The 14,188-nt window shown below is 57.8% G+C and carries 8 protein-coding genes and 1 pseudogene; 7 read left to right on the top strand and 2 right to left on the bottom strand.

Going from position 1 to position 14,188, the window contains the following annotated elements; translation table 11 throughout:
• Positions 1 to 324 precede the first annotated feature (324 nt).
• The 7 genes and pseudogenes from G5533_RS10185 (at position 325) to G5533_RS10155 (ending at position 9,956) form a co-directional block, all read left to right on the top strand.
• Positions 325 to 1,368 carry an OmpA family protein gene (locus G5533_RS10185; RefSeq protein ID WP_421332678.1) on the top strand — a complete coding sequence of 348 codons (1,044 nt, stop codon included), beginning with the start codon at positions 325 to 327 and terminating at the stop codon, positions 1,366 to 1,368.
• Between the two features lie 565 nt (positions 1,369 to 1,933).
• Entirely contained in the window at positions 1,934 to 4,492 is a 2,559-nt protein-coding gene (locus tag G5533_RS10180) for a fimbria/pilus outer membrane usher protein (protein WP_421312859.1), read from the top strand.
• 33 nt (positions 4,493 to 4,525) lie between these two features.
• Entirely contained in the window at positions 4,526 to 5,269 is a 744-nt protein-coding gene (locus G5533_RS10175; RefSeq protein ID WP_016349199.1) for a fimbria/pilus periplasmic chaperone, read from the top strand.
• 11 nt (positions 5,270 to 5,280) lie between these two features.
• Positions 5,281 to 5,841: a fimbrial protein gene (locus tag G5533_RS10170; RefSeq protein WP_016349198.1), complete on the top strand. Its 561-nt coding sequence runs from the start codon at positions 5,281 to 5,283 to the stop codon at positions 5,839 to 5,841.
• A complete protein-coding gene (locus G5533_RS10165; protein ID WP_441254752.1) occupies positions 5,834 to 7,813 on the top strand; it encodes a reverse transcriptase domain-containing protein in 1,980 nt (659 codons plus the stop codon). The genes G5533_RS10170 and G5533_RS10165 overlap by 8 nt, the downstream gene beginning before the upstream one ends.
• Positions 7,814 to 8,305: 492 nt before the next feature.
• Positions 8,306 to 8,445 (top strand): annotated as a pseudogene (locus G5533_RS10160) (IS3 family transposase); the annotation flags it as partial.
• A 932-nt stretch (positions 8,446 to 9,377) separates the two neighbouring features.
• A complete protein-coding gene (locus tag G5533_RS10155) occupies positions 9,378 to 9,956 on the top strand; it encodes a fimbrial protein (protein ID WP_441254751.1) in 579 nt (192 codons plus the stop codon).
• Between the two features lie 778 nt (positions 9,957 to 10,734).
• Here G5533_RS10155 and G5533_RS10150 read toward each other — a convergent pair.
• Together G5533_RS10150 and G5533_RS10145 are read right to left on the bottom strand one after the other, a co-directional pair.
• Positions 10,735 to 12,012 (bottom strand): winged helix-turn-helix domain-containing protein, encoded by a 1,278-nt coding sequence (locus G5533_RS10150; RefSeq protein ID WP_421208873.1) that lies wholly within the window; start codon positions 12,010 to 12,012, stop codon positions 10,735 to 10,737.
• A gap of 622 nt (positions 12,013 to 12,634) precedes the next feature.
• Positions 12,635 to 13,738: a leucine-rich repeat domain-containing protein gene (locus G5533_RS10145; RefSeq protein WP_421205575.1), complete on the bottom strand. Its 1,104-nt coding sequence runs from the start codon at positions 13,736 to 13,738 to the stop codon at positions 12,635 to 12,637.
• Between the last annotated feature and the right edge of the window lie 450 nt (positions 13,739 to 14,188).

Below are 14,188 nucleotides of genomic sequence, written 5' to 3'. Positions count from 1 at the left end.
AATCAACCTCTATTTGTCCAATGATCGAGCGTTGATCATATAAAGAATGAAAGACACTCTCCAATTATGAAAAATTACCTTTAAACTCAGCCATTAACCATGATTTATCGAACCGGAACGGCCATCACCCTGTCGTTATTTAGAAATAACAAATATTAATTTTAAATAATTTGACTCCTCCACCTCACAGGCTACTGTTTCACCCCGCGATTATCAAATCTGCACCGTCCTGATTCAATGTGAATTATGAGCGCTGCGTTGATCGTCGGCATTTGCTTGCAACAAAGCAATAAAACGAGAAATTAAAATATGAGGATGTCATCTATGTTATTTGGACAAAAGAAGCTTGCCCTTGTCGTGAGCTGTCTGATGCTGGGTCTTGGTACCGGTTCTGCCAATGCCACCGAAAACGGTGACTCGGCTGATCTCTATTTCGGTGCCGGTGCCGGCTTCACCCACTTTCAGGGTCTGAACAAGATTGGCGGTGTCGAAAACGGCACCGAAGATGCCGCCGCTACCAACGCCTTTGCGGGTTACAACCTTAACGACTATCTGGGGGCCGAACTGGGCTACATCTACGCCGGGCGTGGCAACACCGATGGCAACCGCTTCGAAAATCAGGGGGGAACCCTCTCCCTGATCGGCCGTGTTCCCCTGGCTGGTGACCTTAGTCTGTTCGGTGAGGCAGGTGGTTACTGGGCCCACACCGACGGGCTGGGCACCAAGGATACCAAGGTCTCCTCCCTGTTTGGCGCCGGCCTGACCTATCAACTGACCGATGCGCTGGATCTGCAGGCCCGCTGGCGTTACATCACTGATGTGGCAGACCTGCACAGCAGTGACTACCACACCAGCACCAAACCCAACCAGAACATGACCACGCTGGAGCTGGTCTACCACCCCTTCCGCTCCAGCTATGTTGAGCCGGTCGCGGTAGAGCGCCCCATTCCGGCGCCGGAACCCGTCATGGTCGACAAGACCTTCGAACTGAGCTCTGACGTGCTGTTTGCCTTTGGCAAGGCAGACCTGAAGGAAGAGGGCTTGCAGACCCTGGACAAGCTATACCAGGACCTGGCCAACGCCCGCCCCAAAGAAGGTGAAGCCATCGTGATCGGCTATACCGACCGCATCGGCTCGGCCAAGGTGAACCAGCGCCTCTCCGAGGCCCGCGCCCGGGCAGTGGCTGATTTCCTGGTCTCCCAGGGGCTGCCGGCCGGCAAAATCCGGGTTGAGGGACGTGGTGCGGATGACTCGCTCACCGGCACTCAGTGCGATGGCATCAAATCCAAAGCAAAACGCATTCAATGCCTGGCACCGGACCGTCGGGTAGAAGTACGACTGACCGGGATCAAGTCAGTACAAGCGTGATGATATCAAGGAAGCTATATCGGGCAGGGATGCCCACCTATTTCCAATATCAGCCCTGCTATATCTCCCCATGATATTTCAGTGTCGCTTATCGTTAATCACTCATGGTCTATCAGCGCGATCTGCTCACTCCCAATAATCCCTCCGCCCTTTTTCCGGCGATATCAACCCGGGCTCCCCACCCATTATCTGCGTCACGCTTTGCCTGACTGTTCTAAAAACCACCAGCAATGGCCTGCCAGACCCGATTTCAGGCGACCCAAGACCTGATGAAAGTAAAGCTCAACACATTGATTATTAACGGATAAAACCGGAATTATCTGTAACTGGTCAAAGAGGGTTCCAGCTCGATACCATGTGCTGGCCAATCGGGGGAATCATTGTGCCGGGCGATATTTGCGGCCAGGAAACCAGGTGGTGCCAGTTTCTCATTTCATCCCTCTGAATATAAAAAATCGCGCCTGACCCGGCGTCAGCGCAGTTTTTTTTAGACAGGTTGTCGATCATCACAACCATGTGGCAGGCAGTTCAGCCCAGGCCCCTTACAGACAGTGACGATATTGATATGAAACAACGCATTGCAATATTGATAATCAACTTGCTTGGTGCCTTTGCCATTCAGGCCGCCCCTGCCGGCGGCATCGATTTCAATACCGATTTGCTGGATGTAGCCGATCGCGAAAATATCGACTTCGAACAATTCACTCACGTCGGCTATATCGTTCCCGGCAAATATAGCATGCAGGTAAATATCAACGATCGTTCACTGGGCGAGCGCGAAATCACGGTGAAAAGTGATGCGGATGGCGCGTCCATAAGTTGTATTCCGAAAACACTGCTGGAAGAGTTCGGCCTCAAGGAGAGCGCCCTGCAAAAAGTATTGCAGGCAAATACCGACATGCAGTGCATCAATCTCGATGTGCTGGAAGGGAGCACGCTGCGTCCGGATATCAGCAGTTACACCCTCACCATCTCAATTCCGCAAACCAACCTGGAATATATCGACGACAACTGGGAACCCATCAGCCGCTGGGATAACGGCATCAACGGTTTTATGCTCGATTACGGCATCAACCTGCAACATGCGACCAGCTCCGAGCAGTGGGAGAATAATACCAACGCCAGTGCCTACGGCGTGCTGGGGGCCAACTATGGTGCCTGGCGCGTGCGGGCCGACTGGCAGGCGCAATATCAGAGCAATCGTGGCTGGCATACCCAGAAACCGCCTCAGGATGAGGACCAGCAGGATCAGGATGAACCGCAGGATCCCACCCATCCGAAACAGGTGAAAGAGACCCACCAGCAACACTCTGCCGACGTGACCCGGGTCTACGCCTATCGCCCGCTCCCCTCCCGCGAGGAGAAGCTGATGGTGGGAGAGCTGGATCTTGGCAACTCCATCTTCGACTCGTTCCGCTTCACCGGGCTCACGCTAGCCTCGGATGACAACATGCTCCCCCCCAACCTGCGTGGCTATGCCCCCGAAGTAGTCGGTATCGCCAAAACCAACGCCAAGGTGGTCATCAGCCAGGGGGGACGCGTTCTCTACGAGACCCAGGTCGCGGCCGGCCCATTCCGAATCCAGGATCTCAACTCGGCCACCAGCGGCGAGCTGGACGTGCGGGTAGAGGAACAGGATGGCTCCTTGCAAACCTTCAAGGTCAATACCGCTGCCATCCCCTATCTGTCGCGCCCGGGCTCGGTACGCTACAAGTTTGCCAGCGGCAAGCCCTCCAACCTCGACCACAGCCTGGAAGGGCCGCTGTTTGTCAGCGGTGAAGCCTCCTGGGGAGTCAACAATGGCTGGTCCCTCTTCGGCGGCGCCCTGGTGAGCGACGGCTATGCCGCGCTAACTGTGGGTACGGGCCGGGACCTGCTGCAATTTGGAGCCATCTCGTTCGACATGACGGAGTCGCGGGCCGAATTGCCCGAGAAGGGCATCAAGCACGGCGGCTCCTATCGGGTCAACTACTCCAAGAGCTTCGACAAATACGACAGCCAGGTGGCGTTTGCCGGTTACCGCTTCTCGGAGCGCGACTTCATGACCATGAGCGACTACCTGAGCGCCAAAGACGAGAGCCAGGCCTACTACCAGGGGGGCTCGAAAGAGATGTACTCGGTCATTCTGAGCAAGCAGTTTCGCAACCAGAATATCGGCGCCTACTTCGACTACACCCACCAGTCCTACTGGCTGAAGCCGGACAGTGAACGCATCAGCCTGGCCCTCTCCCACCAGTTCGATGTGAAGGATTGGCGCGGCCTGGGGCTGACGGTGAACGCCTACCGCCAAACCCAGTGGGAGAACGCCGATACCGGTATGTACCTCTCCCTCTCGGTGCCGCTCGGCGGGGGCAGTCACCTCGGTTACAGCCTCTCGTCGCAAAACGACACCCTGACCCACAGCGCCAACTACTACAACACCCTGGACGAGCGCAACAACTACTCCCTCTCGGCCAGCACCTCGCCCCGTGGGGAGAGCCTGAGCGGCTTCTACTCCCATACCGCCGACAAGGCGCAGCTGTCGGTCAATGCCAGCGAGCAGAACGGCGGCAAAAACCTGAGTGCGGGCCTCTCCGTGCAGGGGGGCATCACCGCCACCGCGCAGGGCACCGCCCTGCACCGGGTAGGCATGATGGGGGGCAGTCGCCTGCTGGTGGATGCCGATGGCGCCGAAGGGGTGCCGATCCATGCCGGCGGCCCCGTCACCACCACGGATCGCCACGGCAAGGCAGTGGTGGCCGATCTCACCAGCTACTACCGGCAGCGCACCAGCATAGATGTGGATCGGCTCGGCGACGAGGTCGAACCCATCGGCTCCCCCGTGGCCAGCCGCACCCTCACCGAAGGGGCCATCGGCTACCAGCACTTCGATGTGCTGGCGGGGGGCAAGCGGCTGCTCGCCTTCCGGCTCCAGAACGGCAAGACGCCCCCCTTCGCCGCGGTGGTGGAGAACCAGCAACAACTGCGACTGGGGATGCTGAGCGACGACGGCATGGCCTATCTGGCGGGGCTGCACGCCGGCGAGCCGATCTTCATCCGCTGGGGCGACCATGCCCACTGCCAGGCAGTGCTGCCAAACCCGCTGCCGGCGGAGGACGAGCTGCCCACCCTGAGCTGTCACTGAGACCCGTTTTACTGACCAACACGAGATCCGACGATGAAACTGATGCAACACGCCCTGCTGGCCTTCGCCCTGGTGGCCGCCCTGCCCACTCAGGCCGCCGTGGCCCTGGATCGCACCCGGGTGATCTACACCGGCGATAGCAAGTCCCAGAGCCTCAACATCCGCAACCACAACAAGGAGCTGCCCTATCTGGCCCAGGCCTGGATGGAAGATGCCATGGGCCGCAAGATTTCAAGCCCCTTCGTGGTGCTGCCCCCGGTGCAGCGGCTGGAGCCGGGCGCCGACAGCATGCTGAAGGTGCAGGCCACCCAGGCGAGCCACCTGCTGCCCCAGGATCGGGAGAGCCTGTTCTACTTCAACCTGCGGGAGATCCCGCCGCGCAGCGACAAACCCAACTCCCTGCAGCTGGCGCTGCAGACCCGCATCAAGTTCTTCTACCGGCCGCAGTCGCTGGTGGTGGAGCCGGAGGCCCATGTCGCCCCCTGGCAGCAGCAGCTCAAGCTGACCCCGACCCAGGGGCACTACCGGGTGGAGAACCCCACCCCCTACTTCATCACCCTGGTCGATGCCGCCGGCAAGGCCGATGACGAAGGGCAGGCCGACTTCACCCCCCTGATGCTGGCCCCGTTTGGCCAGGGTGAGCTCAATCTCGGGGTCGCCCGGCTCGGCAACACGCCGACCCTCACCTATGTCGATGACTTCGGCGGGCGCCGCCCGCTCCACTTTCGCTGCACCGATCAGCACTGCAGCCTGACCAGCGCCGACAAAGCGGCCTGAAGGAGGTAACGATGAACCCCATGATCCACAAGGCCCGCGGCCTGCCGGCCCTGATCTGCCTCGCCTGGCTGGGGCTGCTGCCGGCCCGCGCCTGGGCTGACGGCTATGACTCGGTGCAGCTGACCATCACCGGCACCCTGGTCTCGGTGCCCTGCACCATCCCCCCGGCGGATGCGAACATCAGCCTGGATCTGGGTACCGTGGTCAACAAGGATCTGCTGCGGGACAAACGCTCCAAACCCAAGGGGTTTGTGCTGCACTTGGAAGAGTGCGATCCCTCGGTGGCCAAGGGGGTCAAGGTCACCTTCAGCGGCACCGCCTCCAGCGAGGACAAGAACCTGCTGAGCCTGGCCAAGGGCAGCGCCGCCGCCGGCATCGCCCTCGGCATAGTCCAGGGCAAGGATAGCCCCAAGGATCTGCCGCTGGGTCAGGCCAGCAGCAAGCAGACCCTGCAAACCGGCAAGAACCAGCTCGATTTCGGGGTCTACGTCGCGCTGCTGAAATCGGGGGAGAAAAAGCTCACCCCCGGCACCTTCAGCGCCCAGTCGACCCTCAAGCTGACCTATGAATAACCGCTATCCCGAACTCGCACCGGCGCAGGCCTGGCAACTGGCCTATCAGTGGCTCTGCCAGCGGCGGCGCCACTACCCGGCCAACGCCGATATCTGGCACCTGCGCTTTCACTGGCCAGCGCGCTCGGCCACCCTGTTTGCCCGGGTGATGGCGGGGCACTATCGGCTCAGCCCCATGCAGCTGCTGGGGGGCCATGCCATCTGGTCGGCAGAAGATGCGCTGGTGCTGAAATGGGTGGCGCTGCGGGTCGCCCCACGGCTCCCCTGGCACCCGGCCTGCGAACATGGTCGCGGCATGGGGGTCGTGGCCTCCCGTCGCCGGCTGCACGACTTTTTGCAAGGGGCCGGGGGCAGCCACCCCTATGTGCTGCGCACCGATATTCGCGGCTACTACCAGCATATCGACCGGGCACGGGTGCTCAGCCGGCTGGTGGCGCCGCTGCCCTGCCCCGTCTGCCGCGAGCTGATGCGCCAATACCTCTATTACAGCGTCGAGTGCGGCGGCGAGTTTCATACCCCTAGCAGTGGGATCAGCCGTGGCTGCGCGCTAAGCCCGCTGATCGGCGCCAGCCTGCTGTGGCATATCGATGCGGACTTTGCCGCCAGGGGGGAGCTCTATTACGCCCGCTATATGGACGACTTTATCGTGCTGGCCCGCACCCGCTGGCGCCTGCGCGATGCCGTGCGCCGTCTCAATGGCTATCTGGCCGCCGACGGCTTTAGCCAGCACCCCGCCAAGACCTGGATTGGCCGCCTGGATCGCGGCATCGACTGGCTGGGTGGCTGGTATACCACTGCGGGACGGGTCGGCATCGCCCCCAACGCCCTGCAACGCTATCGAACCAAATCCCTGCGGCTTTATGAGCAGACCCTGCGTGCCGGCAACCCGGAAGCCGAGTGCCAACGCAGGGTGCGGGGGTATCTAAAACGCTGGCGAGGATCTGTGGCATTCCGCCTCGCCCCCGCGGGATGCACCACGGAACCTGGGATGCACCAGGATTGCAGCGGAGCGTCCCGAACAGGGCAGCAGAAACCCTTGGTTCTACGCGGCATGGACAACACGTGCCTCGGGAAGAACACTGGGGCAAAGTTAAAAGGTGGACAGATGAACTCCAACAGACCATTAGCAAGCAGGATCCGAGCAACCCTATGTGCATGCATCGCCGCAAGCCAGATCATGGGGCCAAACCAAAGCCTGGCTATCAACGGACCCGTGCCCAAGAGCTTCGAAGTGGTAAGCAACACGTGCAACCAGTGGGAGGTGAAGGTGACGTACGTGGCAGCCCCCCTGTCGGATGCCGACAAGCAGCTCGGAAGCTACCATAACTGGACCGAACGGAACCATGCCCACTACAGTAAAGGGGATGATCACGCATCAGCATATCTCTACTGGGAATTTCACCGCAGCGACAACGACGGGAAGGTTGCCGAAATCAACCAGATGCTGTTTGGAACAGAGCAGCCACCGGTAGGTGCGGTAATGGCGCGGTCATTCTCTCACGCTGGTGGGTGCGCAAACGACATAGGTCTGCAGGAGTGCGTGGGAATATTGGTGGGTCCGACCCCTTACGCGGACTATTACCCGCACCAAGAGGTGCCTGTGTTCCCAACAACGTCAACGTGTTTCCGCGTCCCACCAGCAAATGGGTCGTGTTATTTCGAAGTCCCCAGCGCATCCCAGGAGCTTGGTGTTGTGGGTGCAGCAGGTGCTGCAACCGACATACCTTTAACCTATACGTGCTCGGGTTCGCCTCCACCATACCGGGTTAGCATGGTCGGCGGAAATTCGGGCATGGCGGTGAACCCAAGCGTCGGGCGCGTCGCGTTGACTGTGGGGGGGAAGCCACTGCCTTTGGGGGTCGATGCGTCGCGCGGTGCTCACCAGATCAACCTGCATGCCGTTTTCGAGCCATCAAGCGGTAAAACCGGGGCTTTTACCGCTGTCGGAACTATTAAGTTAGAACTGCAGTGACCAACGGGGGGGGGCTGAGGATCGGCTACTGGGGTGACCTCATACGGCGAACCCGTTCGGCAATGGTACGAGCCAGAGAAGGGAGCAACCGACGCACATAACGCCGGGCCGCGGGCGACCCGTTGGTGAGGGCAGCCTGACGATGGACAGATGGGATGGCTCCGGGGAGGACCAGCCCTGTGTTCGCGTAGATACGAGCCGGGTTGAGAGCGCTCCTTCCGCGGTCACAATACCCTGACGAGAATGGGGTGGGGCTAATGTTTACGGCATAAGCTATACAAATGCGGATACCACACACGCAGCCCCGCTCCACTGGCTACCCGGCTACCCGGCTACCCGGCTACCCAGCTCCCGCACCAGAATTCCAACCCCGCCTATCGTTAGCCACAGGGGGCAGTGGTCTAATTATCCTGGACACCAATGTAGGTGGTTCAGTCGCCACCATGACCTGAGGTGTTCAATGACAAGATAACGTCGCTATTTACTACCTAATTCCATCTTGAAGCTGCCTCCAAGGCTCGACCGGGGTATTCAACCCCGAAGCCAGCCGTTCACAGGACGTTGGTGAAACCGTACTTCGTGGCTGGGATCAGCAGCTTCAATTCGAACGCAGTGGCACAACCCTTATCAGCTAAGCGCCGACCCCGAGCTGACAGCCGGAACGGGAGCGAGCCCTTACCGCTTTGGTCTGCTGCCCTATAGATGTTCACCCTGTATTTTTACGGCTATGTAGTCGTGAACGACACGATAATCGTGGTCCGATGAAACTGCGGAGCGAGTTGCACCGAACGTTCGAAGCCGGCCGGGACCCGGCGGCAGCGCTGCGCCTTGATTTTGATGATGCGGAAGTTGGGGTATCGGTAAGGCCGCTCAAAAGTCCGAAACAGATGAAGGAATCCGGTCGGGTATTCCCACAACAGGGTGCTCCGATGACAACCGGTCGCCCGCCTGGGCGTCGGGATATTCCCAATCGGCGGGCCCGTAACATCCATATACATACCACCCGAGCGGGTGTGGTGTGGCGATGTCACCTATGTCTGGGCCGCGGGACATCGAAATTACGACTCCGACCCATCGCTGAAACCCAGCCAACGCGCGGCGAAAAACTGGCAAACCATCCGAGCCCCGGGAAAACCCAAGATACTAAGGCGGTGACCCAGTCGCGTCAGTCAGGTGAATGGGGATGGGGCTAGGGCCCCCAGTCCTGCACGGCCTAGACCTGTCGCCCCCGCACGGCGTACGGACTCAGGGGACTGTGGCCAAGGAAGGGGGAGCGGGAACAGATTTCTCCTTGGTATGTCTTGCATCCCCCCGCCTACCAGGACGCAACCGCCCAGCGCCCGCCCCTGCGCACCAAAATGCAAAATCAACACATTGAAATAAAAAGGATTTCAAAGAAATTTTCCATAACTGGGAGCGGGCGACTACCGGGGGTAACATGCCTTGGCAGACAGCATCAGGTGAGTCGGTTTGCGCCAGTATCCAGTATGGGCTCCCTTTCTCCCGACTGACCGGCCCGCTGTCGTTATGCATACTCTCAACGAAACGAAACAAGGTAAGCGATATGAAACCAATGAATTCTGCCCGCTGGGGGCTGTCGGTGATAGCCCTCTCCCTCGCCCTGACCGCCGCTGGTACCGCCTTTGCCGAAGAGACCCCACCAACCGAAAAACCGCCGGTGGATCAGGGTCACGGCACCATCAAGTTTATCGGCGCCATTATCGACGCCCCCTGCTCCATCGCCCCGGAGAGCGTGGACCAGACCATCCAGATGGGGGAGATCGCCAACTCGCTGCTGAACAAGCAGGGCTCCACTCCGCTGCGCCCGTTCGAGATCCACCTGGAAGCCTGTGACTTCGCCACCGCCAGCGACGCCACCGTCACCTTCAACGGCATCCCGGCCGACACCGCCAAGAAGAGCCTGGCCCTTAACGGCGGCGGCTCCGGTGGCGCCATCTCCCTGGTCAACAAGCAAAATGGGGAAGAGATCGTGCTCGGCACTCCGACCAAGGTGGCCAGCCTGGTCAATGGCGACAACCACCTGAAGTTTGGTGCCAAGGTGATCAGTACCGTGGCTCAAGGTGGCAAGGCGGTGCCGGGTGAATTCGATGCCTCCGCCGACTTTATCATGACCTACCAGTAATCCTTCGCAGATAACCTGACTCCGCATCCAAGGCAAACGGAATTGCCTTGCCATTGGGCCTTATTAACCGGGCTCTGACCCGGAACGCCCTCCAACTCCACCCGCTGGCTGTGGCCCCCCTCCCTGTTCTGCCGGCGCCGTTCGCCTGTTCCCCTCTGCGCCATTAGCCGCTATCCCATGCCGCACGCATAGGCCCCGTCACCCCACTGGCCCGGTATGCGCACACCCGCGACATCGAGTCGGGAACCGTCACCCTACCGCCACCCGGATGGCCTACCTCTGCCGACCGGGGTGCTCCGCCGAAGGGGTCCATCCATTCGCGCTCGGCGTCAACCCCCCTATCCGGGGAGTCCGGTATCTTCAGCGGCGGCGGAGTGCGGCTCCTGACTGCCGCGTGAATCCCCGGTTCGCACCGCTAAGCTGAGGCTATCCATCCGCAAGGCACCCTCCGGCCCCCTTACACCCGCATTATCCGCAGAGCCTGAGGCCCATCCCTGTTTGACCCTTCATCCCGCTCCCGCTCCCCTCCCTACCGCCAGGCCACGCCCGGCCTCAGGGCTATTGTGTTGCAGCATAGGGTCCAGCAACAAGCGCGAGCCGGCCGGCACTTCACTTAACCAGGGGGTTCAGGGCGGTGGCGAGGAGAGGGGGCATCAAGGCAAAAGCTGGTGGCACGGCAAGTGCTGAAGAAAGAAAAGGCTGGCACAAGCCAGCCTTGGTGGGATAAGTAACAGCGCAGCCCTTGCCGAGAGCCCGCCGGGGCATCCGGGCAGAGCGCTTATTCTGGCGCCCGGCGCGACAGCATCAGAAAACCGCCATGCACGGTGGAGGCATGCAGCACTTTTTGCGCCTCCAGGGTGTAACGCAAGTGCTCCTCTTCGCTGGTCATAATGCTCATGACAGCCGCCCGATAGGGGGTCAGCAGCTCCGACTCCAGCGCCTTGACGTGCACACTCTGCAGATGGGCTTTCATGACGTAATCGGGATAGCGGCCGTTGATCTCCGTCAGCCTGCCATCACGGGTTTTGAGGAGCGTCAGCTCTGCCATCTCCTCACCGGCTGGCGTCACCAACGAGACCTCCTGCACGAATTCGTGGATCGGCGCACCATACCCCTTGTGTCTGACCTGCATCGCCAATACGGGATGTTCTGTCCCATCACAAGGCGCATAGAAATTGACGTTGTTGTAATACCCCTCCCCCATGGGTGCCGGAAAATCACGGAAGGGGGGCACAGAGAGATGCTGTGCGATGCACCTTAGCTGAGGCTCCAGCGACGCATCATGCTGAACGAAATAGACCTTCTCCCACAGGGGCCGATCGCCTTCATAAGAGACCAGCGATATCAGGTGGTCGGCAATCATCATCCGGTATTCGCTCTCCGCCGACTGCGCAGAAGCCTTGTCAATCATCTCCAGAGTGGCGCTGGAAATCGGCGGATTGGCCCCATCCACGCGATAGATGATGCCGTGCCGGGTGGTTATCTTTTTGGTCAGATAGGGCAGGCTCTCTTCTTCCGCCAGCAGAAACCAGCCAGCCAGAACAAGCAGACCAAGCAGCAACGAGACCATGATGCCACGCTTGCGGATAACCCTGCTGCGGTGCCATGCGGGTTGCAGCAAGGGGGGCTCGTCAAACAGATCGCGGCCTGTGTCCGTTTCATCAACCAGCTCTCCGACCAGCGCATCATGGGTGACAGTGTCGGGGGCGTCGTCAATGATCAGCTCCTCTTTCAGGATGGTCAGATCCATCATGTAACCCACTCTGGGCACGGTACGGATAGAGTCCATCACCCCCAGGGACTCCAGCTTGCGCCGGATCATCAGGATATTTTTATTCAGACCCGCGTCGCTGCTTTCACTGTTGTTCCACAATGCAGAGATAAACTCCTCTCTGGACATCACCTGCTGGGGGTGTTCACAGAAAAACTCCAGCAGTTGGCACTCTTTCTGGCTTAAATGTACTTCGCGGGTAGCATCTCCCCTTTCTTTGACCAGACAATAACGCGATGGAATAAAGGTGATGTCATCACCAATGTGATAATTTATTTCCAGCATGATGCTCATCAATCAGCAAACTTGAATGTGACTACCACCCCAAAAAGCAGGATTCATTAGCCACCCCTTTACATACCAGCCAACCGCTATATTCGAAATAGATCTCAAAAGCAAAATATATGTCCAATACAGCAACTATGACTACCAGTATATACACCAGCGTTTTTATGTACTTTATAGGTATATTTATGTAGTCCAGCTCATAGTTTTTCTTCGGCTTCCATCCCGATGATTCAGTTGGCTTAGGGAAAAGAACATCCACATCAGCCCTTTTACGAAACATTTCGCTACCTTTTGGCAATTAAATGGAGCGAAAATGTTAGCACTGAAAGCCCATGCGGTTAAATTACGATTAATTTCATAAAAATACCCTTAAAAACATAGAGATAAGAGCATCCATAACAACAAAGCCCCCATCCAGAGGGGGGCTCGCGACCGTGATTTTATCTGATCAAGATGCAAATCTGAATGAACATTAAAGATGAATCATATCTGCTTGATTCACGTCAATTTTGTTTTCCATACCCTGTCCGGGATGGTCTCTCTCTTCCTCATTTAGTTAAAAAAAATGGCACTACCTGCCGGGAGTCATGGAGGTAGTGCCATAAAAGCCAGCCGCATATTAAGGCTGGAATACCTGCTGCACAACGCTACCGCTGGCAATCACCTTCTTGTTGCTGCTCTCGTAGGACCATGTCAGTGAATTCTGGCCTGCCCCTTCCCATACCAGCAGGTTGTTCGTCTCGTCATAGCTGCCGGGCGTCGCCCAGACAATCTCTGGTACCTCGTCTTGCGGAGTGCGCAAAACGATCTTGAGCCATTTCCCCTGCACCGTATCCGCCATCACCACATGTTGATTCTTCAATGACACACTGGTGTTGTCGTGCAGATAGGCCAGCGGCCGAGTGTTGCTGATGTAGTTGTCATCGGCAGTCAGCTTCGCCAGATAGCGCGGCCCATGCACTATCTTCTCGAGGTCATCCAGGCGACACCCCGACACATCCAGCTTCTGCAAAGCAGACAGGTTGGCCATGCCGGACCAATCCGCCATCTTGTTATTCGAAATATTCAGACCAACCAGGGTCGCAGGCATAAACTCCAGGGTGGAGATCTTGGCTGATGCCACCTCAAGCTGCTTGAGCTTGCTCATCTTTCCCAGCGGGGATAGGTCATCTATCGGGTTATCGCTGACGGACAAGGTGGTCAGATTCATCAGATCCGCAATCGGGCTCAGTGAATCAATCCCATTTCCCGAGATATCCAGCATGGTCAGCGTAGATATTCTGCCAAGTTGATGGATATCAGCGAGACGGTTGGCCGCTATTTTCAGCGTGGAGAGCGGCAGTTCACTGATTGCGGAAATATCACTGATATCGTTGTCCGTCACATCCAGTGAAACAAGATTGGTGGCAAACTGTAACCCGGTCAGGTTCTCGATATGTTTACCGACAGCATTGAGACTATCCAGCGCCAGCATATCCTGAGTCGTCACAGGATCTGCCTCAGCAATACCCAACGCAGATTTGACCGCGGCTTCCATATTCTTGTCAGGAAAATTGATAATCTCTGCATTGACTGCATCTGTCAGGAGTTGTTCATTATTTTCGGAAGGCTGCAACTGGATATATCCATTGCGATTATCGGCTTCATGTTCTGACACTGTGCCGGCAATGGCGGGGACAGACAGCGCCATTGAAATGGCAATTGCCAAGGTCGTGTTTTTCATTATTTACGTCTCTCGGTTTGTTGATTGCTATAAAACCCTACCGAAAATAGATTTCATGAAAAATAAAAAAATCGAGACATATTCATTATTGTGATCACCAACTGCTTATATTTTTAAATTACAAATAATTATAAATAATTTCGGCCAATACCATCCGTACATTTGCCAGATATTGGGTGAGCAAGGTTTATCACAGACCACAGGTTTCAGGTTGGTGTACATGAGCATATGTAATGACTCCTGGCGTAGCGCTCTACATCATTGGCAGCCAATAGCTCAATGAGCATAAGGGAGCCGCACAGATCGTCATGAGGCACGCTTTTTCCACCTATGCGAGATGAGGCCTCGCAACATCGCTGATTGGAAGGCTGCCAGAGCAACCTTGACAGACAACCTGCTGCAGCGGCTAACGGGATCTCGACCCAACCGAACTGATAGATGAAATAATCC

The organism is Aeromonas sp. A600620, assembly GCF_029479985.1.
Lineage (GTDB): Bacteria > Pseudomonadota > Gammaproteobacteria > Enterobacterales > Aeromonadaceae > Aeromonas > Aeromonas veronii_A.
The sequence above is the reverse complement of the archived record's forward strand: the minus strand, read 5'-3'. Positions and strand labels throughout refer to the sequence as shown.